12 protein-coding genes are annotated in these 25,186 nt (G+C 42.3%); 5 read left to right on the top strand and 7 right to left on the bottom strand.

Annotation, left to right across the window (positions count from 1 at the left end; translation table 11 throughout):
- Positions 1 to 16: 16 nt before the first annotated feature.
- The 6 genes from ABJD64_RS20725 to ABJD64_RS20700 form a co-directional block, all read right to left on the bottom strand.
- Positions 17 to 3,457, bottom strand: coding sequence for a GEVED domain-containing protein (locus ABJD64_RS20725; protein ID WP_348182316.1), 3,441 nt, complete (start codon positions 3,455 to 3,457; stop codon positions 17 to 19).
- Positions 3,458 to 3,826: 369 nt separating this feature from the next.
- Positions 3,827 to 5,149 (bottom strand): MFS transporter, encoded by a 1,323-nt coding sequence (locus ABJD64_RS20720; RefSeq protein ID WP_348182318.1) that lies wholly within the window; start codon positions 5,147 to 5,149, stop codon positions 3,827 to 3,829.
- Between the two features lie 3 nt (positions 5,150 to 5,152).
- Positions 5,153 to 6,511 carry an alpha-amylase family glycosyl hydrolase gene (locus ABJD64_RS20715; protein WP_348182321.1) on the bottom strand — a complete coding sequence of 453 codons (1,359 nt, stop codon included), beginning with the start codon at positions 6,509 to 6,511 and terminating at the stop codon, positions 5,153 to 5,155.
- A complete protein-coding gene (locus ABJD64_RS20710) occupies positions 6,511 to 8,514 on the bottom strand; it encodes a glycoside hydrolase family 97 protein (protein WP_348182324.1) in 2,004 nt (667 codons plus the stop codon). The genes ABJD64_RS20715 and ABJD64_RS20710 overlap by 1 nt, the downstream gene beginning before the upstream one ends.
- Positions 8,515 to 8,642: 128 nt before the next feature.
- Positions 8,643 to 11,060 (bottom strand): glycoside hydrolase family 31 protein, encoded by a 2,418-nt coding sequence (locus tag ABJD64_RS20705; RefSeq protein WP_348182327.1) that lies wholly within the window; start codon positions 11,058 to 11,060, stop codon positions 8,643 to 8,645.
- Between the two features lie 201 nt (positions 11,061 to 11,261).
- Positions 11,262 to 12,284, bottom strand: coding sequence for a LacI family DNA-binding transcriptional regulator (locus tag ABJD64_RS20700; protein WP_348182329.1), 1,023 nt, complete (start codon positions 12,282 to 12,284; stop codon positions 11,262 to 11,264).
- Positions 12,285 to 12,916: 632 nt separating this feature from the next.
- Here ABJD64_RS20700 and ABJD64_RS20695 point away from each other — a divergent pair.
- The 5 genes from ABJD64_RS20695 (at position 12,917) to ABJD64_RS20675 (ending at position 23,236) form a co-directional block, all read left to right on the top strand.
- A complete protein-coding gene (locus ABJD64_RS20695) occupies positions 12,917 to 15,961 on the top strand; it encodes a TonB-dependent receptor (RefSeq protein WP_348182331.1) in 3,045 nt (1,014 codons plus the stop codon).
- Positions 15,962 to 15,983: 22 nt separating this feature from the next.
- A complete protein-coding gene (locus tag ABJD64_RS20690; RefSeq protein WP_348182332.1) occupies positions 15,984 to 17,609 on the top strand; it encodes a RagB/SusD family nutrient uptake outer membrane protein in 1,626 nt (541 codons plus the stop codon).
- A 76-nt stretch (positions 17,610 to 17,685) separates the two neighbouring features.
- Complete coding sequence (locus ABJD64_RS20685) at positions 17,686 to 18,705, top strand: SusF/SusE family outer membrane protein (RefSeq protein WP_348182334.1); 1,020 nt, start codon at positions 17,686 to 17,688, stop codon at positions 18,703 to 18,705.
- Positions 18,706 to 18,826: 121 nt separating this feature from the next.
- Positions 18,827 to 21,592 (top strand): alpha-amylase family glycosyl hydrolase, encoded by a 2,766-nt coding sequence (locus ABJD64_RS20680; RefSeq protein ID WP_348182336.1) that lies wholly within the window; start codon positions 18,827 to 18,829, stop codon positions 21,590 to 21,592.
- Between the two features lie 27 nt (positions 21,593 to 21,619).
- The gene (locus ABJD64_RS20675) at positions 21,620 to 23,236 is read left to right on the top strand and encodes an alpha-amylase family glycosyl hydrolase (protein WP_348182338.1); all 1,617 of its coding nucleotides are present in this window, start codon (positions 21,620 to 21,622) and stop codon (positions 23,234 to 23,236) included.
- Between the two features lie 52 nt (positions 23,237 to 23,288).
- Here the strand turns inward: ABJD64_RS20675 and ABJD64_RS20670 are convergent, their stop codons facing one another.
- Positions 23,289 to 25,076, bottom strand: a complete 1,788-nt coding sequence (locus tag ABJD64_RS20670; protein ID WP_348182340.1) for an ATP-binding protein — start codon at positions 25,074 to 25,076, stop codon at positions 23,289 to 23,291.
- Positions 25,077 to 25,186 lie beyond the last annotated feature (110 nt).

Below are 25,186 nucleotides of genomic sequence, written 5' to 3'. Positions count from 1 at the left end.
GCCCATTATTGGATAATTATTTTAAGACCACTTTACCTTGATGTACCGTAGCCCCTGCTGTAGTTCTTACCAAATAAATACCCTTAGGGAAATTTTGCATATTAAATCTAGCAGTCTGGAGCGCTCGGCCGTCACTGATCAATGGCTGACTCAATACGACCGCACCTTGCATGTCATAGATTTTGGCGTATCCAATTTTCTTTGCTGATAGGCGTAGTACCACTTCAAAAATACCAGTAGTCGAAGGGTTGGGATACAACTCAAAGGAGGCCAGCTCAGATTCGATATTGGCTGCCGCGAACGTTACAGGGATGTCATCGCCACCACCTGCATTTCTGGAAGAAGAGCCTGAAAAGTTCACCGTGTAATCTTCTACTTCGCCATAGGTGAATGTCTCGCAGGAAGTAGGTGCACCATTGTACTTCATACTAATGCGCATCCGAGTGGTTCCACTCGCTGAGGCTGCCACCGAAATTGTACCAGAGGTAGCTGACGTGACCGTTCCTCCTGAACTAAATACTTCTTCTCCTGCATCAGTAAAGTCTCCATCTTGATTATAATCAATCCATGCTTTGAAATACTCAGCATAGTTCGTTCCGGAATATCCCGGTGTCAATGTAATACTCACTGAGGCACCAGGCGTCATCGCAATGCTTTGCGAGGTGTAATCTGTGTATTGTGAGGCGGTCGATGTATTGGTGAAAGAACCTACGACCACCGAAGCTATCCATTCGTCTGTGATGGTATTGCCTTGTGAACTGCAATAGGTGGGTGTGGAACCTGGCTGAGTCGTGATTGTTGTACCGTTGCTGGCGGCAGATTGATTTCCTGCAGCATCTTTGGCCCTTACCGTAAAGGTATAGGCGGTGTTGGCTGTGAGTCCGGTGGCCTGGTAGGTAGTACCGGTGACTGTGGTGATTAGTGTGGTTCCGTTATACACGTCATAGTCGGTCACGCCTACATTGTCAGTCGAAGCGGTCCAACTCAAATCTACGGTCGTTTGAGTCGCATTTGCTGCAGTTAGATTTGTCGGTACCGTTGGTGCTTGTGTGTCACCTCCACCTCCGCCGGCAGGCCCGATGAGTTCGATTTCTGAAAGCTGCGTCATACTGATATTACCCTTGTTTTTAGTGGTTTCAAGACGATAGTAGGTGTATGCTGTGCTGTTGCTAAATGTCCATTCTTTCTTTTGGAATCTTGTACTGAAGGTTTCACTGGACCACGTACTAAGTGTAGTAAAGTTTGTCCCATTATTAGACCCCTTCAATACAAAGTTCTCAGGATCCCTGTCTGGTGCGTCATTGGCACTTGTAATCGTGAGCTTTGTTACTGTTTTTGCTGCTGGCAGTTGCAATTGGATCCAGCTAGGGTTTCCCGAGGTGGGGGTGCCGCCATTGTCAAGCCATTTGGTAGTGGTAGAATTGTCAAAGGCTTTGGCTGCACTTTCGGCTGAATTAATCTCCGCACGTCGGGTAATTGTACCGGTACCGACGGGGTCCGTGTGATCCACCATAGTGGTGCCAGGTGCGTTTACCGTGATATAGTTGGTTTTTGACTCAGTATCGCTGGTTGTGCCTGTGGCTACCAGGGTGACATCAAAAGTCCCGGTGTTGTTGTAGGTGACCGTAGGATTTTCTGCAGTACTTGACGCTGGTGTACCACCGCTAAAAGTCCAGGCATATGAACTGGCATTGACCGACGCATTATTAAATGTAACGGTTTGCCCTGTTTCTATGCTTGTCGGGCTGCCTGTGAAATTGGCTATGGCATCTGTGTTTCCACCGCCCGGACCATTATGTACCTTTACCTGGCCAAGGTTCATACTGGCCGACCCGGCAGTGAACTGAATGCCAATTACAGATATTTGCTTGCCGGTGTGGGCACTCAAGTCAATGGTCTTTGTGTTCCAGCCACTCGTGGGGCTGTTGCCTACGTCAAAGGTTACCCAAGTAGAGACATTGTCACTAAATGCTATTGCCACTTTCATATTTGTAGCGCCAGTAGACCCCTTTTTGTATACCAAATCAATTTTAGTCTGGTTGCTTACAGCAAGTTGTGTTTTATACAGTCTCAAAGTATTGGTTCCCGAGCCTGTACCAGTCACTTTTACCGAGGACCCGCCATTGTAAGCGGTGCCGAAGTCGAACTGAGCGCTTAAACCTGTACCTCCCTGAAAGATCCATTGCCAGGACGGAAGAATCTCCTGCTTTGATAAATCATGCCAGTTTTTGGAGATTTGTGAGCCGTTGGTCGAAAAGACCTGACCATGTCCGGTGTTGAAATTGGTTTCGAAAGGTAAGCTGGTTATGGTTGATCTTGCGGGGACATAGTTGGCAATTCCTTTCCAGCCTGAACCGGTGGTAGACGGATTGCGATCATCTCCGGAAAATAGCCGGACTTCTGTGTCGTAGAAATTCTGCACATCTGCGGGATTGGTGCTGAAGTTATTGAATTTGTCAAAGGTAAAGTTGGTGGCAAAAAGGGCGATTGAGGTTTTGGGGTTGGTGTTACCATTGAATATATTATCAATCCATGTAGTGTTGGTAAATGCAGTTTGAGCATTTCTGTCAGGCCACATGTCTGCACCGGTATATACATCAAACGCACTTCTGCTTAAGGAAGCAGCGTGACTGGCAGCTTGAGTAACCATGCTGCTACTCCAGTTGTAATTGGTGAAAATGGCATCCGACGTACGTTGTGTGCCATCTTGTAAGAATGCATCATTTTGACTGTTTAGCGTGTTTTGCCAACTTACAGGACCGGATTCGATCATCGCGTCGTACCAATGAATTTCCATTCCAGCCGGTTTGTTATTTTGTAAATATGCCATAAACGAACGCATATCATTGGCATTTTGACTAGTCGTGCTCGTTTCTTGGTTGATTAACCAACCGTCAAATCCGTAGTATTGAGCAATGGCGATCAATTTGTCTGCGGCGATATAATTACCCGAACCATCTTTATCAAAAAGTTGGGAAACCGTAGCAGAGCTGCCTCCAAAGGCTGTAGGTGCAAAAAATAATGATCCTATAACCTTCACACCATTCTTATGTGCTGCATCCACCCAGGGCTTGGAGGGAATCATCACATTGAGGCTGGCTGTACCGCCAAACCAATTCAATACATCAATGTACTGCCAATGAGTAAAATTGAAAAGATTGAATTGACTCTGTTCTGTGGTGTAGTTACCCTTATTGTTGATACCGTCCGGGGCAGATAGAATCTTGATACTGTTACTCAGATTTGGATTCAATTGCGTATTGGATTGCGTAAACCTGGTAGCTAACGGTTCGGTGGATACATTGGCAGCTGAGGCTGTTGATCCGGTAGATGTCCAACTCTTAAGTTGAGCAATTGATAGCGCAAATGGTGGTGATTCGCCCGAGATTTGGGCACTAGCAGACGTCGTTATCCATAACGAAGACGCAAACAACAAAACATAGATTGTCTCTTTCATAGCTGTCGATAAGTTTAAGTTAAAAGTTAATTGGTTTAGTTATGCTAAAAATCAAACATGCATTTATTTGCAATAAAATGCAATATTATGCTGCTTTATTTATGAGCGATGCGCTTTTTAAACCCGTAAAAGAACGATTATAGGTCTGTTGAGAAGAATTTCTGAAAAATTTTCTGATTTGTGCGTGTTTTTAACTCTCGTCAAGTGACGAGGACCAGGCAAGGACATGTCTTGCAGTTCTCCACATGACGGGGACCAGGAACGGACTTTTCCTACAGTTCTCCATGTGACGAGAGCTGGAACAAAAGCAAAAAGCACCACAAACTGCGGTGCTTTTTTACTATTCACTAAAATCTATCGGTATCCTGATTAAGCGTCTTTGACTTTTAGGTTCAGCAGGCCGGCTATGATGAATGCTACACCGCTGGTAACTAGGGCGAATACGGGATTGCCGCCGTACAAATATTTTACTAAGGGGCCTCCTATGAGTGCATTAACGATCTGAGGTACAACGATGAAAAAGTTGAATATTCCCATGTATACACCCATTTTGTGTGCGGGTATGGAACCCACCAACATGGCATAAGGCATGGCCAAAATACTGGCCCAGGCAATACCAATCAGAACCATTGAGATAATAAGGAAATTGGGGTCAGGTGCCAAGTAAATACTAAGCAATCCAAATCCACCTAATAGGAGTGAGGCGGTATGTGTGGACTTTCGACCTATTTTTTTGGCAATAGCCGGCAAGAAGAAAGCATAGATCGCCGAAATTCCATTATAGACGCCGAACAATATCCCAACCCAATCTCCAGCATCCTGGTACATTTTGGAGCTGTTATCGGAGAGTGGAAGGCCATACACATGATGAGCGATGGCTGGTGTTGCAAACACCCACATACCAAACAGGCCAAACCAGGAGAAAAATTGCACCCAACTCAATTGGCGCATGGTGAACGGCATATTTTTGAAATCGGTGAAGATATTGAGCAAGCTTTCTTCTTGTGGTTTGTCAGCTTCACCTGTGGTATCGAATGCTGCTAGTTCTTCTGGTGTATATTCTTTCGTAGAAAGTATGGTGACCATAATACTCGTCACGAGCACTCCCGCTCCGATGACAAATGATAGAATCAAGTTGAATGGAACCTCGCCGACCCCAGCCTGATTAGACACATCAAACCAGTTGGTCAGCACATAGGGTAGCCAGGATCCTACGACCGCGCCAATTCCGATGAGTGCCGTTTGAATACTAAACCCCAACGTGCGCTGATCTGCAGGCATCATATCCGCCACCAAAGCGCGGAAAGGTTCCATGGCGATGTTGAAGGAAGCATCCATAACCATCAGCATTCCTGCACCAATCCAGAGCGCAGGAAAAATGGACGTAAGGGCACCTGCACTAGGCATCAATATGAGACCAATAGAAGCAATGATGGCGCCTGTAAGAAAAAAGGGTTTTCTTCTACCCATTCGGGTCCAGGTACGATCACTGTAGTGCCCTACGATAGGTTGAACAATCAATCCCATAAGTGGTGCTACAATCCAAAACCAGGATAATTCGTGCACATCAGCCCCGAAAATTTGGAGAATTCTACTGGCATTGGCATTCTGGAGGGCAAAGCCCATTTGGATGCCCAGAAATCCAAAACTCAGATTCCATACTTCCCAAAAGCTTAAGCGTCTTTTTTCCATCAGTTAGTTTTTCTCGAGTATCAAATACTGCCAAGGTTTCAGGTCAATTGATTCGTCTATGCCCAAGGTATAAGATTGATTGGTGAATGCATCTTCGTACTTGCCTGCCACAGACGCATCAGTTAGATTAAATGTTTGTTTTTCTCCAGACATATTGATGATACCAATTATCTGATTATTGTTTTTCTGTCTTTGAAATGCATAAACCCATTCATCTTGGCTAATTCGCAAAGGTGTACCTCCAAAGCCTCCATTCCAAAGCGCTTCATTGTCTTTTTTCAATTGTACCAATTTCGTATAGAAGGAAGTAAGTTTCTTTGGATCCTCCCAATTGATGGTGTCTTTTTCAAAGAATAGCAACCGCTTGTCGAGTCCAACCTCCTGTCCGCTGTAGATCATAGGGAATCCATAGGCCGTAAAGATGAAGGTGGCGAAGGCCTTGTGTCCTTCACCGTATCTTTCGAAAACGGTTCCTGCCCATGAATTTTCGTCATGGTTAGTAGTGATGGTCATACGGAATGGATTCTTACCATATCGTGCCAAATCCTTTTGGATGAATTTGTCTATGTCATGGGCGGTTTTTTCTCCTTTGGCTACATGCTCTGTCAGATGTAGCAGTTCCCACGAATAGGAGGCATGAAAACTCGTGTGCAACCTCGGCTCATCCCATTCAGCTAACCAAAATAGATCTTTAAGCGGATCTAGGGCGGCTGTTGCTTCCTCCCAGAAGTACAATGGGATTTCGTGCGCGGCATGATCACATCTGAAACCATCGATATCAGTCTCCGTTATCCAGAATTTCATTTCCTTAATCATAGCCTGACGAGGCTCCGGGCTGGTATGGTCGAGCAAGGCAATATCATTCCAGTCGGCCTCATAGGTGATATTTCCCAAGGTATCCTTGGCGTAATATTCAGGATGTTCGTTGATCCATGGATGGTCCCAGGCTGTATGATTTGGCACCCAATCCAGAATGATAACCATGTCTAGTTCGTGTACTTTTTTTACTAAGGCCTTAAAGTCCTCCATGGTTCCAAATTCAGGATTGATTGAAGAGTAGTCGGCAATAGAATAGTAACTACCTAATGAACCCTTTCGCTGTTCCATACCGATGGGCTGAACTGGCATAATCCAAAGCATTTCAACCCCTAAATCCTTCAGGCGCGGTAGGTGCTGGGCAAAAGCATTGATTGTACCTTCTGGTGTGTATTGACGAATATTGACTTCATAGATCGTCATTCCAGCGGCTCGTTCCGGGAAGGTGATGGCCTCAGGGGTAACTTCTTGCTTCGGTGATTCGCATGCAAAGGCAAGAGTAATCAGAGTCAATAGACCGAATAATATGATTTTGTGTTTATTCATTAGTTCTTAGGATATAGGCTGATGGCTGCGCCACCACCGGCGGCTAAATTCATATCTAGTGTAGTAGTGGAGGTGACTTCCATGTTTTTGATTTCGTATGAGGTAGGATTGTCTACAAAGTGACAATCTTCACCGTCAGCGTAAATGGTGGCATTGTAGGTGATACCTTCCTTTAGAAAATCGAGGGCCAATTGGAAACCTCTAGGGTTTTCGTCGGTGATTGCACCAACAAACCAGTTATCGGTTTTTCTCTCTTGTCGTGCAATAGTTATATAGTCGCCAATTTTTCCGTCGATGACTTTCGTGGTTTCCCAATCTGTGGGAACCGCCTTGATGTACTCAAATGCAGGATGCCCTTCGTAGTTTTCGGGTAAATCATTCGCCATCATCATAGGTGCATAAATAATGGTGTAGAGTGCCAGTTCTTTCCCAATCGTTGTTTTGACCTGGTCAGGACTGGTTTTGATTCTAATATCAAATACTCCAGGTGTGTAATCAAAAGGTCCTGAAAGGGAGCGAGTAAAGGGGATCGTAGCCACATGATCGGTTGGACTTCCTCCCATGGCGTTGTACTCTTGCCCTTTGGCGCCTTCTCTGGATACCATGTTTGGCCAGGTTCTACGCTTGCCGGTATCTTTGATTGGCTCATGAGCGACGATCATGGTTTTGTGTCTTGCGCCTGTCTCTATTACACGCTGAAAATGTTGAACGAAGTATTGTCCATGGTGATACAAGCCGTTTGGTAAAGTATCTCCGTTTTCTACGTAACCAGTTTTTACCGCCTTCATACCGTGATCTTCAAGATATTGATACGCATCTTCCAACTGCTCATCGTAATTTTCGGTGTCCGCGCCGGTCTCGTGATGACCGATTATATAAACACCTTTTTCAGCTGCATATTTACTCAAATATTCGATATCATAGTCCGGATAAGGTTTGGTAAATTCAAACTTGGTACCACCGCCCATCCAATTGCCATCCCAGCCATAATTCCAGCCCTCGACCAACACACCTGAGAAGTCATTGGCTGCCGCGAAATCGATATATTTCTTAACATTTTCAGTGTTTGCAGCATGTTTGGGGCCTTGGTGCCACGTACCAAGATTGATAAACATTTCCCACCATACACCAATGTATTTGCCTGGTTTGATCCAAGAAGTATCTTCTATTTTGCTCGGTTCGTTCAAATTGAGAATCGTGTAATTAGTGATCAGTTCGCCTGGTGTTTCTCCTACTTGCACCGTTCTCCAGGGTGTACTAAATGGAGCCTTAAGATAAGCTTTTACCGGATTGGTTTTGCTATAAGGTACGAGGTCACATTTTAAATTTGTTCCTCCCATGTTTTTAACAACCATGCTGGGGTAATCATAAAGCGCGGCTTCATGCATATGAAGATACAGGCCGTGTTTAGTTTCTATGGTCAGTGGGGTATGCACCATTCCAAATTCACTAACGGGTGCTTTTTTGTATAGATATTCGTAGCGATTGCCAGCATAGGCTGGGATCGACCATGCCTCGTGATCATCAGACATGTTGAATTCTGATAATTCGTCCATGATCTCGAATTCCGCCAATTTTTCTTGCTGCGGAAATTCATATCTAAAACCAAAACCATTGTCAAACAGACGGAAAATGATATTCAGGTTGATTTGATTTTTGTTTGTAAGCTCAACCTTCAATTCGTTATAATTGTTGCGAATCAGTCGCTGCTCACCCCAGGGTTGCTCCCAGGTATCGTCCAAAGAGGTTGTTAGCGTATTCGAAATTTCGAATCCGTCTCGAAGACTGAGTTGGTCACCGAGTTCAAATCCGAGCCTGGAGCTATCTACCACCACCTTGTTGTCAAAACTCACTGTGTAGCCTGGAGATCCGTCAGCCAGTAGGTAAAATGTCATGGACATTTTGTCTTCAGGTGAAGAAATTTGGGTTTGCAATTCTTTTGATTTATCCACGGCACAACTTATTAAGCCAGCCATGCATGCTACTAGTATTAATTTTTTCATATGTTTATTTTGTCTTACAAGGGCGTCTGTTTTGTGCAAAAGGTTAATCCACTTCGGCGGACCGATCCCTTTGTGTGTCCTTTTAAATTTGCTCCGGCCATTCGGGTTTCATAGGTTGATAGAAATCGTTATTTCCAATTTATTGAAAATTCGTCGTTTTTAAGTTTGAAAGTAGTGTAGGGTAGATTTGATATTTTGTAATCCTCGTGTTTTACAGAATCGATAGGGTCGAAATTTGAAAGTGGAGCAATAAATCTATAATCTTCTTTTTCAATCGAAAGTTTGTTCAATTCATCCGTTCCAAATCCGTGAAAATACAACTTCACTTCTGAGAAATTACTTTCAAATGATCCCTGCTTTTGGCTAAAGCTAAGTTGTTGAAGCTGTGGATCATAGCAAATTGATCGTTTGTAGTATGAGCCGGATTCAAAATCGTAGGATTCACCGTCATCTTCATAATAGACGAAGGAATTTTTATTTTCTCCCTTGTAAAGGTGTATTTCGAGCAGTTGATCAGGCTTTTCCTGATTGCTGTATACTTGCGACTGTACCGGGATGATTGCCGAAGCTTGTGCGAATACAGGTAGTTTTTCTACCGGACATTCAATCAAAGTTTCCTGATTACCAGCATATTTTTGATCTGTGAATAGATCGTACCACTCACCTTCAGGCAAATAGATCTTCTCTATTTCTTTTTCACTTGAAACAGGTGCTACGAGTATTGAACTTCCAAATAGGAATTCATTTTCATAGGCTTCATTGTACACGTTTTCATCGTGGGTATAATTGATGGCCAATGAGCGATTGACAGGCGTTCCTGTTTCGCTGGCCTCATAAAAAGTAGCGTATACATAAGGCATTAATCTATATCTTAGACTGATATAGTTTTTTGAAATTTCTTCGGTGTGTTCACCGTGTGTCCAGGGTTCGCTGGATTTGGTGTTTACATTGGAATGTCCCCTAAAGAAGGGTGTAAATGCTGCCATAGATATCCATCGGGCAAATAAGTTTTCGGACGCATTGCCTATAAAGCCACCGGCATCAAATCCTGCAAACGGAATACCTGAAAGCCCCATACTGTTGAGCATGCGCATGCCCAAAAGCATGTGTTCATCAGAGGCCACATTGTCACCGGTCCACACTGCAGCGTATTTTTGGATACCTGCAAATCCTGCGCGAGTCAGATTGAAAGGACGCTTACCTGCCAAGTTTTTCCTGGCAGCTTCCCACGTACTTTTGGCCATCATCAGACCGTAGATGTTTCGAGCTTTTCTGGTTGAGCCTTTCACTCCATCAAAATCAAATTCAATCAATTCAGGAAGAGATTGCCCCCATGTGGCGATTTCGTTCATGTCGTTCCAAAAGCCCTCAATACCCACATCACTGTAAGATTTCAGCTGGTCCGTCCACCATTCCCTGGTCTCTTCTTTGGTAAAATCCGGAAAATGGCACCATCCAGGCCAGACTTCGCCTTCGTAGTTGGTGCCATCTGGATATTTTATGAACACATCTTTATCAATTCCATCTTCATAGGCTTTATAGCCTTCTTCTACTTTAATCCCAGGGTCGCACATCACGACTACTTTGAACCCTAGTGCCTTCAGTTTTTCTATCATGGTCTCCGGACATGGGAACCTTTCCTTGTCCCAAGTGAAGATTTTGTATTTGTCCATGTAGTGTATGTCCAGTACGATTACATCGGCGGGAATTTCTTTGTCTCGGAAGGTCTGGGCAGTGTTGAGGACTTCTGCTTCCGGATAGTAACTGTATCTGCACTGTTGATAGCCAAGAGACCATTTAGGAGGCAGTCCCATTTTACCGGTCAATCTACTGTAGCTACCTATAATGTCATTTACATTGTCGTAGTGAATAAAAAAGTAATCCATGTCCCCGGCGTCCGCGGAGAAGCTGGAGAACCTGTTGTTGGATGCTCCGAAATTAAAGTGGGTTTTATGGGAGTTGTTGAGATAGATGCCATAGGACATGTTATTATGTATACCCATGTAGAATGGAATCGAGCAATATAAAGGGTCGGTGTTTTTGTCGTACCCGAAATGATCTGTATTCCAATTTTGGTAGCCCCTTCCTTTTTTGTTGAGTGGTCCGGTTTTTTCACCGAGCCCAATAAATTTTTCGTTAGGTTGTAATTTTTTGTAGGTGGTCACTTGCTCTCCAATCCAGGAAGTACCAAAAGATGTGTCATCCTCATTGATTACCTCACCTTTTTCATTTCTGAATATGATACGAAAGGGAAACTTCATGATCGATACTTCTACTCGGCTGGTCGAAATAACGATACTGTCTTCTTTTTCAAGAAAATCAATAGACTTTGGATTGAGATTGTTACCCAATGCGTAGTGGAAGTCATCGAAACTCTCGTTTCTCGAAATCCTTACACGAACCATTCCTTCCTCATAAACCTCAAGGCATATATTCTCGGATTCGGTCTTGCCATAAAAGCCAAAGGTGTCTAGCCGATAAGATAATAACGACCCCCGTACTGATGTTCCGTTGGTAGTTATGTTTTTTCTCTCTTCAACAATCATAAAACAATTTATCTTGTATAAAGTGCTTGGAAGATGTTTTCCGAAGAGGACACGAAATGTTTCAAAAAGCACTTAAAACTAGACTTCTTTTTGGGTCATTCGCAAATGTTTTAAAATAGTAGAAGTACTAAAAATGCTTAATATGGGCTTTTTTGTGGGTTTTTGGCTGGTTTCAATCGTTTGCATAGAAATGCAAAATAATTAGGGACGTTTTGATGATTTTCTGATAATCAGATCAGTTTTTAGTACTTGGCGGATGGGCTGCTCTCTCAGGTCTTTGTCTTTTAGCTCAGCAATCAGACGCTTGGCAGCTGCTCTACCCATATCTACTCCGGGCTGTGAAACAGTGGTGAGTTGAGGCTCTATTAACGATGAAAACTGCCAGTTGCTAAATCCAACTATAGCAATGTCTTGTGGTATCTTAAGGTTTGCTTCCTTAATCGCCCGCATGGCGCCATAAGCGGCTGTATCGTTGGTGCAAAAGACTGCGTCTGGTGGAGTGGGTAAGTCCAGGAGTCTCTGCATAGCATGAAACCCTTCCTCCAATGTTCCCCTGAAGCATGGTAGGATGTAGTCAGGATTCACCTTCATATTGTTTTTCTTCAGTGTATCCTCATATCCTCGTTTTCTCTCAGCACCTATCGTAAGGTTATCAGGACCAGCCAAATGGGCGATTCGTTGACTCTTTTGATTGATCAGGTGCTGTGTGGCCATAGCCGCTCCGTCGTAGTCATCGACAACCACTTTGCTCACATCAAGCTCATCCGTTTCCCTATCAAACAGCACTAGAGGAATCTTTTCGGCTACCTCATGAAAATGCTCAAAGTGTTTCGTTTCTTTAGAAAATGATACAATCAGGCCATCTATACGCTGATTAAGCAGGGCTTTAGTGTCTTTCACTTCTCTTTCGTAGGATTCGCTGGTTTGGCAAAACATAACGGTATACCCAGCCTTGTAGGCAACTTCCTCAATCCCTGAAATAACGGTTGAAAAGAAGAAATGCACGATTTCTGGTATGATGACACCTATCGTGTTGGTCTTTTGACTTCTGAGGTTTTGCGCTACTACATTGGGTTCGTAGTTAAGCCTTTTTGCCAGATCATTGACTTCTTTCTTGGTTTCCGGACTGATATCCGGATGGTCATTTAAAGCACGCGAAACAGTAGACGGAGATATGCCAAGTGCTTTGGCGAGATCCTTAATCGTGACTTGGCTGCTTTTCATTGCGTTATACGTTATCTTTATAGCTGACTATACCCTATCTAAACGGTTTTTTGGGAATTATTAATGTTTCCAATATGTTGGTTTTTTAATACTTCGATGGAGTCGGATTTCCATGAGGTGATAAACCTAATGCATAATCTGACAATTCACAATTGCTCCATCTAAACTATGCAGGTTTTAGTGTGGTTGATGGCAAGTTAGTTATTCCATCTGACAAATTTTAAATTCAACAATTATTACAATAGTACAATTATTTGATTAATTGATTGCGATGAAAAGCCCGTTTGGGTGAAAATTAGGTTTGGCTTGGGTAATAAAAAATTAACCAAAAAAAAATACCCACCGAAATCGTTTGCGGAATCGTTTGCATGCGAAATGGCATGAAAAAAACTGCGAATTAGGCTTGTATTGTATGTTTTTAGGTTTATTATTGAATATGCAAGAAAGAAGAAAAGTTGATGAATTCCTTAATGTACTGGGCAGACAGCAGCATATGAATCGATTTTGCAAGAAGTTAACATTAATTAATTATTAGCGCTTGAATTAGATGTTTTTTTCGAAGAGGACGAGATGTTCAGAAAGCAAATCTTAGAAAAGTACAATTAACAAAACTCGTAATTAATTAAAACACTATGAAAAACTATTACCAGTTGGTTTTCAGAATGCTTTTTGGAATGGGTGTCTTATTCATCCTTTCAAGTTCCAGTGCGTTTGCACAAGGAAGCCTAGTATCTGGAACAATCAAAGACGCCGAATCCGGAGAACCCATCCCTGGAGTGAACATCGTCGAAAAAGGGACCACAAATGGTGCCGTCACGGATATAGATGGGAATTACAGTGTTCAGGCTACAGAGAATACTGTTTTAGTTATTTCTTATGTCGGCTTCAAGACACAGGAGATAAATGTAGGCTCTCGAACGACTATCGATGTAGAATTAGGTTATGATATTTCTCAGTTGGGAGAAATTGTAGTAATTGGCTACGGAGAAGTAGACAGAGGAGATGTAACAGGCTCAGTAGTAGCCCTTGGTTCGCAAGATTTTAATCAAGGTGCCATATCTACACCACAGGAATTATTGATAGGCAAGGTGCCTGGTGTGGTCATTACCTCACAAGGTGGTGCTGCGGGTACAGGCTCAACCATTCGTATTAGAGGAGGGTCTTCTTTGAGAGCAAACAATGATCCGTTAATTGTCATCGATGGCATGCCACTAGAGAGTAGAGGCATTAAAGGGATGGCCAACCCCTTATCAACGATCAATCCGAATGACATTGAAACATTTACTGTGCTGAAGGATGCTTCTGCCACGGCTATTTATGGATCAAGGGCATCTAATGGTGTAATCATTATTACTACCAAACAAGGCGGGTCATCTGATAAGGTGAAGGTGAGTTACAATGGTAATGTATCTGTAGGTGTACCTATCAAAACATTAGAGGTATATGATGGCGATGAATACAGAGCTCTCGTGGCTGCAAGGGTAGCTAGTGGAGAACTTGACAACAACGCTTTGGTCAACCTGGGTACTGAAAACACAGATTGGCAAGACGAGATTTATGAAACTGCCGTCTCTACAGATCACAACGTTAGCGTAGCCGGTAATTTGAAAGGGGTACCTGTAAGAGGTTCTGTGGGTTATACCAATCAAAATGGTATTTTGAAAAACAACAATATGGAGCGTACTACTTTTAATCTAGCTGTGACTCCATCATTGTTGAATGGAGATTTAAAAGTTAGTTTAAATGCTAAGGGGTCTTATATTGAGAATGATTTCTCTAACCCAGATGCTATAGGATCAGCATTGTCATTCGATCCTACGCAGCCTATTATCAATGGCAATACGCGATATGGAGGATACACTGCATGGACTAATCACGATCCTTCTTTAGTCATGGACCCAGAAGAGGCTCCGATCAACATTGCCACGCACAATCCAGTTGCACAGTTGAATTATAGAGATAATACCTCTTCTGCACAACGGTATATTCTTGGAGGTAAGTTTGATTACAGTCTACCGTTTGTGGAGGGCTTAAAAGCTACGCTGAATTTGGGCCTTGATTATTACGATTCAGAAGGAGATGATATTGTGAGTCCCTTGGCGTCATGGTCAGAAAGAGAGCCTGCTCAAAACATCAAACACTATGAAGAAACAAGAAAAAACAGTTTGCTGGATTTCTATCTTAACTACAGCAAAACTTTAGGAGCAGATCATAAGCTTGATTTGACTGGTGGTTATTCTTATCAGCATTTTGACGTTTCCGGGAGCGATGCCAATCGATCTTGGACTGAATCAGATCCTGGAGCAGATACCATTGCTTTTAAAAGAGAATACTTCTTACTTTCATTTTTTGGTAGATTAAACTATACCCTAAAAGAAAAGTACTTGCTTACTGCTACTTTGAGAAATGACAGATCTTCAAGATTTGGAGATAGTGAAAGGTCAGGCTTGTTTCCAGCGGTTGCATTTGCCTGGAAGATTAATGAAGAAGGTTTCCTAAACGGCGTTTCGGCTTTGAGTGAATTGAAACTTAGAGCAGGATGGGGACAAACTGGTCAGCAAGACATAGGAGATGATAACAAGTCCTTTTACCCATACATAGCAAGTTATACTGGAAGTCAGCAAGGTGCCTATTATCAATTTGGCAACACTTTTTATCCTACCCAACGTCCAAACCCTTATGATGCTAACATCAAATGGGAAACTACTACAACTCAGAACATCGGATTGGATTTTGGCTTTTTAGACGGTCGCTTCTCTGGTTCTGTTGACTTTTACAAGAGAGAAACTGAGGACTTGATCAATGAGATTCCAATCGCTGCAGGATCCAATTTCTCAAATTTCCTGATTACAAATGTGGGTACACTTGAGAACAAAGGAATTGAAGTAGGACTAACAGCCGGAATCATCTCTACTCCTGATTTGAACTGGGAAATTTCTGGAAATCTGACTTATAATCAGAATGAAATTACCAAATTGACACTTATTGATGATCCGACATACCCAGGGTACAACACTGGAGAAATTGATGGAGGAGTAGGAAACAATGTACAGATCAACAGTGTAGGAAATCCCACAAACACATTCTATTTATTCAGCCAGGTTTATGGTCAAGATGGAATGCCGATAGAAGGATTATATGTTGACAAGACAGGAAATGGAGGCAACGTTTCAGGAGACGAATTGAACAAGTATCACAGAAACAATCCTGCACCTGAGTATTTGATTGGTTTATCATCAAGAGTTAGCTACAAAGCATTTGATTTCTCCTTTTCTGGAAGAATTAACCTCAATAATTATGTGTACAACAACAACGCTTCTAACAAAGCATTGTATCAGAATTTGTACAACCAATCAGGTTACACATCCAATATCTTAACTGCAGTAGAGGATACAGAATTCACAACTGCACAATATTGGTCTGATATCTATCTGGAAGATGCTTCATTCTTTAGAATGGATAATATTTCTGTAGGATATAGCTTAGACAAGATATTCTCTGACAAGGTGAATGGTCGAGTGTCATTTACGGTTCAAAATGCTTTTGTAATTACAGATTACAGTGGATTGGATCCTGAGATTAACAGTGGGGCAAAATTGGGTCCTAATGTAGGGATTGATAATAATATCTATCCAAGGCCACGAACATACATGTTGGGTGTAAATCTTAATTTCTAATTGAAATTCTAAAGAAGAAAAAATGAAAAATATTAATATATCATATTTGTTGATGCTTGTGGCGACAGTTTTGTTTTCGTCATGCATCAGTGATTTGGACGTAGAGCCTATAGATCCAAATGTGGCTACGTCAAACAACGTATTTGAAAATGAGGCAGCTTATAAAGAAGCATTGGCAAAAATATATGCCAGCTATGCGATAAGTGGTCAGAAAGGTAGCGGTGGAGGAGATCCGGACATTGCTGGGATAGATGAGAATTTTGGTAACTATTTGCGTCAATATTGGGGATTGCAAGAGCTATCAACTGATGAGGCAATTATTGCCTGGGATGATGCGACCATTAAAAACTTTCACTGGCAAACCTGGGCACCAAATGATGTTTTCATTGCAGCCCTATATTCTAGAGTATTTTACTCGATTAGTGTAGCTAATGAATTCATTAGAAATGTTGATGCAGCCATAGAAGGTGGTGCCTCAGGACAATTCTTGACTGATCTCAACGCTTACAAGGCGGAAGCTAGATTTCTGAGAGCTTTTTCTTACTGGCATGCTATTGATATGTTTGGCAATGTGCCATTCGTCACCGAGGAAGACTTACCGGGTGCGTTCTTTCCTGAAAGGATTACCAGAAGCGACCTTTTTACTTACATAGAAACAGAGTTGCTTGATATGCAATCTTCATTGGTAGCCGCAGGAGCGAATGAATACGCACGTGCCGATCAAGGCGCTGCCTGGATGCTTTTGGCTAAACTCTATCTAAATGCGCAAGTGTATACAGGAACGGATCGCAGTACAGATGCTTTGACATACCTTAATCAGGTGATTGGAGCTTCTTACGTTATCGATCCTACCTATGAAAATGTGTTTAGAGCAGACAATCATTTGAGCAGTGAGATTATTTTCCCATTGGCCTTTGATGGTACCAATACCCAGCAATTTGGAGGAATGACCTTTCTTTTACACGCATCTAATGGCGGTGGAATGCCGCTCAATGGAATAGATGGTGGTTGGGGAGGTATCCGAGCCATCAAGGATCTGGCGAATAAATTTGGAGCTTCTGCCTCTGATTTTTCATCTGGTGATCCAGAGTTTTCAGCAATAGCAGACGGACGAGGTATGTTCTACTATGACCCAAGCAGTTGGACATGGGATATCACTAACGTAGGTACGTTCACTGAAGGAGTTGGCGTGACCAAATTCAAGAACATCAGTTCAGATGGAAGTGCTGCGCCAAACGCACATCCTACCTTTGTAAGTACTGATTTCCCCGTGTTCAGATTGGGAGATGCTTATTTGATGTATGCCGAAGCAGTGCTAAGAGGAGGTTCAGGAGGAGATGCCGCAACCGCTCTTACCTATGTAAATGATTTGCGTGAAAGGGCTTATGGCAACACTTCAGGTAATATAACCTCAGGTGAGCTTACACTTGACTTCCTGTTGGAAGAAAGAGGAAGAGAACTATACTGGGAAGGCCATAGAAGAACTGATTTGGTTCGGTTCGGTCAATTTACGAATGGCAGCATGGTGTGGGAATGGAAAGGAAATACACAGGCCGGAGTAGCGACTGATGCCTTTAGAAACTTGTATCCTATCCCGAGTAACGATTTGAATGCCAATCCAAATCTAATTCAAAACGACGGTTACTAATTAGGAAATAGACAATGGAAGTCTGCATTATTCAGACTTCCATTTGAATTTTCTCTTAAACCAAAAAAATAACGCAATGAAAAAATTAACATATATATATATACTTCTGGGGGTTGCATTTTTTAGTGCTTGTGAAGACGAGGCAGAGAAAGTGACTATCAGTAGCAATCCTGTAGCTCCGGCTTTAACTAGCCCAGGGGCAGATGGAATGGAGTTTGTAAAAGCAGACGCCGCTACTACCATTGATTATGCATGGAATGAGGCCGACTTCGGTTTTGCCGCTTCCGTAACCTACAATGTGGAAATAGCCTTGACTTCAACGTTCGAAGGAAGTGCAAGTATTGTGTCGTCAGAAGAATTGACCGGGTCGGCAGTAGTTGCTGACGTCAACGCTGTTTTATTGAGTTGGGAGCTGCCTATCAATGAATCTGCTACAATCAGCAGCAGAGTAGTTGCTACCATCAGTGATAGTGTAGATCCCATTTATTCTGAAGTGTCAACATTCACAGTGACTCCTTATGAAACCTTGATCGATTATCCATTACTTTATTTGCCAGGAGCCTATCAGGGTTGGGCACCAGATGCTGATGACGCTGCGAATCTGTACTCATATAATTTTAATAGCGTATATGAGGGCATCGTATATTTTGATGCTGCGGGCGAATTTAAAATCACTGATGGACCAAGCTGGGATGTGAACTACGGCGGATCAGTCGGAACTTTAGAGGCTGGTGGAGCTAACCTTAGCGTTGCTGCTGCAGGGGCCTATATTATTACAGCTGATTTGGGTGCGCTGACCTATAGCATTACTGCTACTGATCACTGGGCGATTATCGGTGATGCTACGCCAAACGGTTGGAGTGATCCTGATACAGACATGACCTATAATGGTCAGCGTCAGATGTGGGAAATTACCACTGATCTTACAGCGGGAGAGCTTAAGTTTCGTGCAAATGACGGCTGGGATTTGAATCTTGGAGATAATGATGCCGACGGATCGCTGGAAGGTGGAGGAGCAAACATTGCAGTTACGGCTGGTAATTATACTATTAGATTGGATGTAACGAATAATACCTATCAGCTAATAGCAAACTAAAATAGAACCTTTCAAATATTAAAGACCATTCATGGGTATATAGCCCGTGAATGGTTTTACAAATGACACTTGCTGTGCAAATGTGTCCTGAAATGCTCATATCCTAAGAATCCAAATTGCAATGAATAAACTTGCCCTATTATTTGTATTAATTTCAACTTATTCACTTGCTCAGGTAACCACTGATCCGGTGTTTCCATTAGCCAATCAGCCGGTGACTATCACCGTTGATGCATCAGATACACCACTTAATGGTTATACAGACGATGTTTGGCTCTGGACATGGGTAGATCGTGATGCTGGCGATGTGGATGCCACGACCAACGTAAATCCGGCTACAGATGCCCAAAGTGCAGCACTGATGACTCGATCAGCAAGCAACAGCAACCTTTACTCAATAACTATTACACCTACCACGTTTTTCAATCTTGATGCCGATCAAATAGAAAGAATGGGACTTCTACTCAAGGGACGTTCCTGGGATGATGGCCAAACCGCAGACTTCGGTTTTGATGTTTTGTCTGATCAATTTGCCTTGAGTATTACCAGTCCTTCTTCATTTCCATTGTTAGTAGATGCAGGAGAATCCATCACAATAGCTGTAGTTGCATCGGAAAGTGCCAATCTAAGTCTCACCGTTGATGGAGTAGAAGTAGCAAGTGAGACAAGTGCAACCACACTGGATTTTGCATTGACAGCTGCGTCAAATGGTATACATGATGTTAAAATAACGGCTAACAACGGGACGGAGGAGGATACTGAAAGTTTCTCCTACACTGTTAGGTCTGCTACGGTTACTGCCACGAGGCCAACGGGAGTCATAGACGGCATCAATTATCAGAGTGACAAGACTAAGGTCATTCTTTCTCTTTTGGCTCCAACGAAGTCTTCAGTCTATCTGATTGGCGATTTTACCGATTGGAAAATTGATCCCGCCTATCAAATGTCCAAAGACGGCGAGCATTTTTGGTTGGAAATTTCAGGGCTGACAAGTGGAGAAGAATATGCCTACCAGTACTTGATAGATGAAGAAATTTGGATTGCAGACCCACATGCAGATAAAATTCTGGACACAGACGACAAGTGGATTCCGGAGACAACTTATCCTGGTTTGATGACCTATCCCGAAGGTGCTATTCATGCCAACTGGTATCACAACAGGGCTTCAGTATTGCAAACTAATCAAACACCTTTTTCCTGGAAAAATCCCTCGTTTACGAAACCGGAAAAGGAAGAACTTGTGATCTACGAATTACTCGTAAGAGATTTCTTAGGCGAAGATCATATGAATTACCAGTCTTTGATCGATACTTTGAGTTACATTAAAGGTCTTGGCGTGAATGCCATAGAACTCATGCCAATTATGGAATTCAATGGCAATGATAGTTGGGGATACAATCCCACTTTTATGTTTGCTGTCGACAAGGCTTATGGTACAAAGAATGACCTGAAAGAATTTATTGATGAAGCGCACGGATTGGGAATGGCGGTGATTCTTGATATGGTGATGAACCAGAATGATATTCCATCCCCATATGCTCAGATGTACTTTGATTATGATGATTTCGTTCCGACCGTTGAAAACCCCTGGTTTAATCAGGAAGCCAAGCACCCCTTCAATGTGTTTTCAGATATCAACCATGAGAGCACCTACACGAAGAATTGGCTTGATTCGATCAATCATTACTGGCTCAACGAGTTCCACTTTGACGGCTATAGGTTCGACCTGTCAAAGGGCTTTACGCAAGTGGACGCAGCAGGTAGTGTAAGCAACTGGGGTAAAAAGGATGATTCACGAATTGCAATCTTGAAAAGAATGGCCGATGCGATCTGGTCGCATACTCCAGATGCCTATGTGATATTGGAGCATTTCGCGGATAATGATGAAGAGCTCGAATTGTCAGACTATGGAATGATGCTTTGGGGGAACAGCAATCATGATTACAATGATGCCGCACTTGGTTTAGGAGAAAACAAATCTCTGGCTTGGGGATACTATAAAGAAAGAGACTGGACAAACAACTACCTGATTTCATATATGGAAAGTCATGATGAGGAACGGCAGATGTATAACCTGTTGAAACTTGGAGTTGAGGCAGGTGTATACAGAGTGAGGGAATTCAGCAATGCCATTGATCGATTGAAATTGTCGGCGGCTTTTTTCTTTACAATACCTGGACCAAAAATGTTCTGGCAATGGGGCGAGTTTGGATACGATATTTCTATTGATGAAAATGGCCGAACGGGAAGAAAACCGGAGAAGTGGGAATATCTGGAAAATGTTAAGAGGAAGGAATTATTACTTACCTATAAAGAGCTAATTAAGCTTAGAAATGAATATGACGTCTTTACCAAAGGAGACTTTACATGGAATCCCGACGGCCTCTATAAGTCGATTCATATTACCAATTCAGATACAAGTGTCGTGATACTTGGCAATTTTGATGTAGCTGAGGGTACAATCAACCCGAATTTCCAGCACACTGGTACTTGGTATGATTTCATTTCAGGGAAAGAAATTGATGTAACAGACGCAAATGCCGTAATTACTATGAGTCCAGGTGAATTTCATATTTACACAGATCACCAATTGCATACACCAGAGGAAGGAATTATTACGGCCATTAACTTCACTGATATCAGTAATGGAGTACTATGCTATCCGAATCCAACCACAGAGACATTAAACATCAGTCTGGTGGCAAGTAGCGTAAACTTTCAAAATCAAAATTGGACAATCACTAATTTAGTTGGACAAAATGTAATGTCAGGGCAGCTAAACGCACAAAAATTGGACCTCAATGTCTCAAGGTTGCCTGCTGGTGTTTATTCCTTCAGGATCGAAAATGGACAACAATCCTTATCCGCTAAATTTATCAAAAAATAAACCTCAGGTATCAAAACAAGCCGCTTTATGAAACTACAACAACAATTAATATATTATATCCTCCTGCTGATCATTACCAGTTGTGGTGGCCGTGAGATGAGTCAGGATGCTGAGAATAAGAGCTTGCCTGTAGCCTGGAATCAGGCTGTTTTCTATGAAATTTTTGTGCAATCTTTCGCCGACTCTGACGGCGACGGGATCGGGGATATTAATGGTATGACTTCCAAGCTGGACTACCTCAAGGATTTGGGTATTGATGCCATTTGGCTGATGCCAATGTCTCCTTCTCCCAGTTATCACAAATATGATGTGACTGACTATTTGGGAATTCATCCCGATTATGGAACCATAGAGGATTTCAAAGCCTTTATCCAGGCAGCTCATCAGAAAAACATAAAAGTCGTCATGGACTTTGTAATCAATCATAGTGGGTATGATCATCCATGGTTTCAAAATGCCATGCAAGGAAAAAACGCCAAGTACAGGGACTACTACGTCTGGGCAGACAAAGACTCGATTGTAGAGCAAATGGCAAAAAAGGTGACGTCTTTTGACTCTGACAATATTCGCCAATGGCATCCTGTAAATGGAGATTCAACTAAGGAGCATTATTATGGTTTCTTCTATGGAGGAATGCCTGATTTGAACTATGATAATCCAGCAGTCAGAGCAGAGATGTATGAGGCCGGTAAGTTTTGGTTGACCGACGTGGGTGTTGACGGGTTTAGACTCGATGCGGCTAAGCATATATATCCGGACGACAGGGCTGAGGATAGTCACGCCTTTTGGAAAGAATTTAAAACGGAAATGGAAAAAATAAATCCTGACGTATATCTGATAGGAGAGGTTTGGGCCGATGCGAACACAGCGTCCCCATATGCTGCAGGATTCACCTCGCTATTTAACTTTGATCGGGCTTTCAGCATTTTAGAATCAATCAACAAAGAAAGGGTGGTAGCAGCCAATATCGCCGGACACAGCTATCAAATAGATTCTACTGCTAACCTTGCGGACGTTATCAACACCTCATTGCCATGGTTTGAAAAGTACAATCAGAATTTTGTGGAGGCGAGTTTTCTCAGCAATCATGATCAAAACCGTGTTGCGTCAGTTTTAGGAAATGATCAGTCCAAAATTAAACTGGCTGCATCTATGCTATTTACGTTGCCGGGGACTCCCTATATCTACTATGGAGAAGAGATTGGTATGCTTGGCTTGAAGCCTGATGAAAATATTAGAGAACCCATGGTTTGGGATGCAGATGAGCTTGATGGTGCGCGAACTTCATGGATGCAACCAGTTTACACGACTGCGACATCTGTAGAGCCTGCAATGAAGCAGGTTAGAGACGACCAGTCCTTATTAAGTCATTATAAATCGCTCATATCTCTGAAAAAAAGAGACGTTTTTTCATTGGGAGATATTCAGAATTTGGATTTTGGAACCTACAATATCGTAGCGTTTACCAGAAATTATGGTGAAACATCTGCGGCTGTGGTTCATAATCTCTCAAATCAGAAAGTAGAACTGGGTGCACAAACTCTATCGGACTACAGCTCGATAGTTTGGAGCCAAGGTGAGGTTTCGAAGAGCCAGTCGGCGCTCATTTTACCTGCCAGAGGAAGCGTAGTTCTTTTAAAATAATAAAGACAGTTTTGGGTTACAGGGGGATGTCGGGGGGCATTCCCCTTTTTTGTTATACTGCCTTGAGCTTTACAATGAAAGTTGTTCCCTGATCTGGTGCCGACTTCCATTCTAGTTTTCCTCCCAGCAGTCCCGTATATTTTGCGACTATCGACAGTCCCAGTCCAGTCGACCTTTCCCCGGCAGTAGGCTTAGCGCTAAGTCTTTGGAATTTCTTAAACATCCGCTTCTGATCTTCTTCAGTTAGTCCTGGACCTCCGTCCGTGAAGCTAATGTGATGAACTCCGTTAACAGTTTCTACTTTGACCCAAATCGCCTCACCGAGAGGGGAGAATTTAATGGCGTTTGAAAGCAGATTTTCAAACACATGAAAAAGATACTGGTCCAGGCCAAATACTTTTTGCCCTTCCTCAGTGTGCAAGGCCAGTGTGATTTTTTTATTGAGAGCTTGTTGTTTATAGTTGCCAAGCACCCTGTTTAAGACATCGGTTAAATCAATTTCCCTAAAATCATCTGTTGTTTTAGATTCAATCCGTTCTACATCCAATATTCTGGTCACCATCTTATTTAACCTTCTTGACTCGGAGGCTATATGTTCTATTGAATTAATTTGACCTTCAGTTAGATTTTCATCCATTTTTAGCAGCCCGGCCAGACCACTAATATTGTTAATTGGAGCTCTTAGATCGTGAGAAAGGATGTTAATGAAATTATTTTTTTCTTCATCTAGTTCTAAAAGTTCATTGTTTCTCTTACTCAACAACTCATTTTGATTTTCAATCATATTTCTGTGAGCAGTCAAGATTTCATTCGCCTTTGATTTAACTCTGCTTCTGTTGAATAATGCGAATGCAAAGATCATTACCACTACCACACAGGCTAGTAACATATTGGTGATGTAAGCTTGTCTTTGTACCTGTTTGGACTGTTCTGACAATTCTTTGTCCACCAGTTCCTTCTCTTTAAGCAAAAGAACCATTCCTTCATCTTCGCCTTTGGAAATGTTCTCGATCAGGTCATAGACATCATTACCCAGGTATTTCTGAATACCTTTATTTCTTAAAATTTCATAATCCGGGCTGGCGAGATATTCATTTATTGGTATTTCCCAATCGCTCCCTTTTTTGAAAATAACGCAAAAACCAATCCCCTTAATCGGTAAAATGGGTTGGCGCTTGATTTCCTGATTTTGATTGAGTGCAATCAGGTAATTGGGCAAGTCCATATATCCGAATCTACCTGGTTGCTCAAGGATTCCTTCCAAAATCTCATTACTTGTTTCTTTGTATATGATGGCAAAGTCCAAATCGTGTTCTTCCCTGATATTTTTCAAGTACTGATCATAAGTTGTTTCTGCCACCGATATTGCGGTGAATTTGTGGAAGGTTTTTTTGAACTCATCAAGAGAACTGACAGTTGGAATAGACTTGTCAGAAACCAATACCTGGATATCAGGAAAATAGGGGTTTGAGAAGCCCACCTCCTCTTCCCGGGTAGAGGTTCTCGATATGATATCGAGGCCAAATTCACCCTCCTTTGGGTTATTTTTTATGAGCCCAAAAACATATTTGAAACTTTCCTTAGATTGCCAGTCCAGATTGAGGCGAATGCCATACTTATTCCATAAGAAATACTTGAAGCCCACCATCATCTCATATTCAAGGCCGCGCAAAGAACCATCCGTTTCGCGAATAAGAAACGGCTCTGTACTCCGATAGTAAATGGTCACGGTTCCGTCTTTTTTCTGTTTGAGCTCTTTCCAAGTCAAATCTGACCCAGTAGCACCAAAGGCTAGAAAAAACAATAGAACCGCAAAGGAAATGCTTCTAATTATCCTCACTTTCCAAAGATAGGCAAACTCGTCAGAGCAAAAATCTTTGCCTGATATTTCTTAATATCCATTTTTATAATTTTAAAAAATGGACCTATTTATTTCCAAATTTTAAATAA

This window comes from Reichenbachiella sp. (genome assembly GCF_039944555.1).
In the GTDB taxonomy this organism is placed as follows: domain Bacteria; phylum Bacteroidota; class Bacteroidia; order Cytophagales; family Cyclobacteriaceae; genus Reichenbachiella.
The sequence above is the reverse complement of the archived record's forward strand: the minus strand, read 5'-3'. Positions and strand labels throughout refer to the sequence as shown.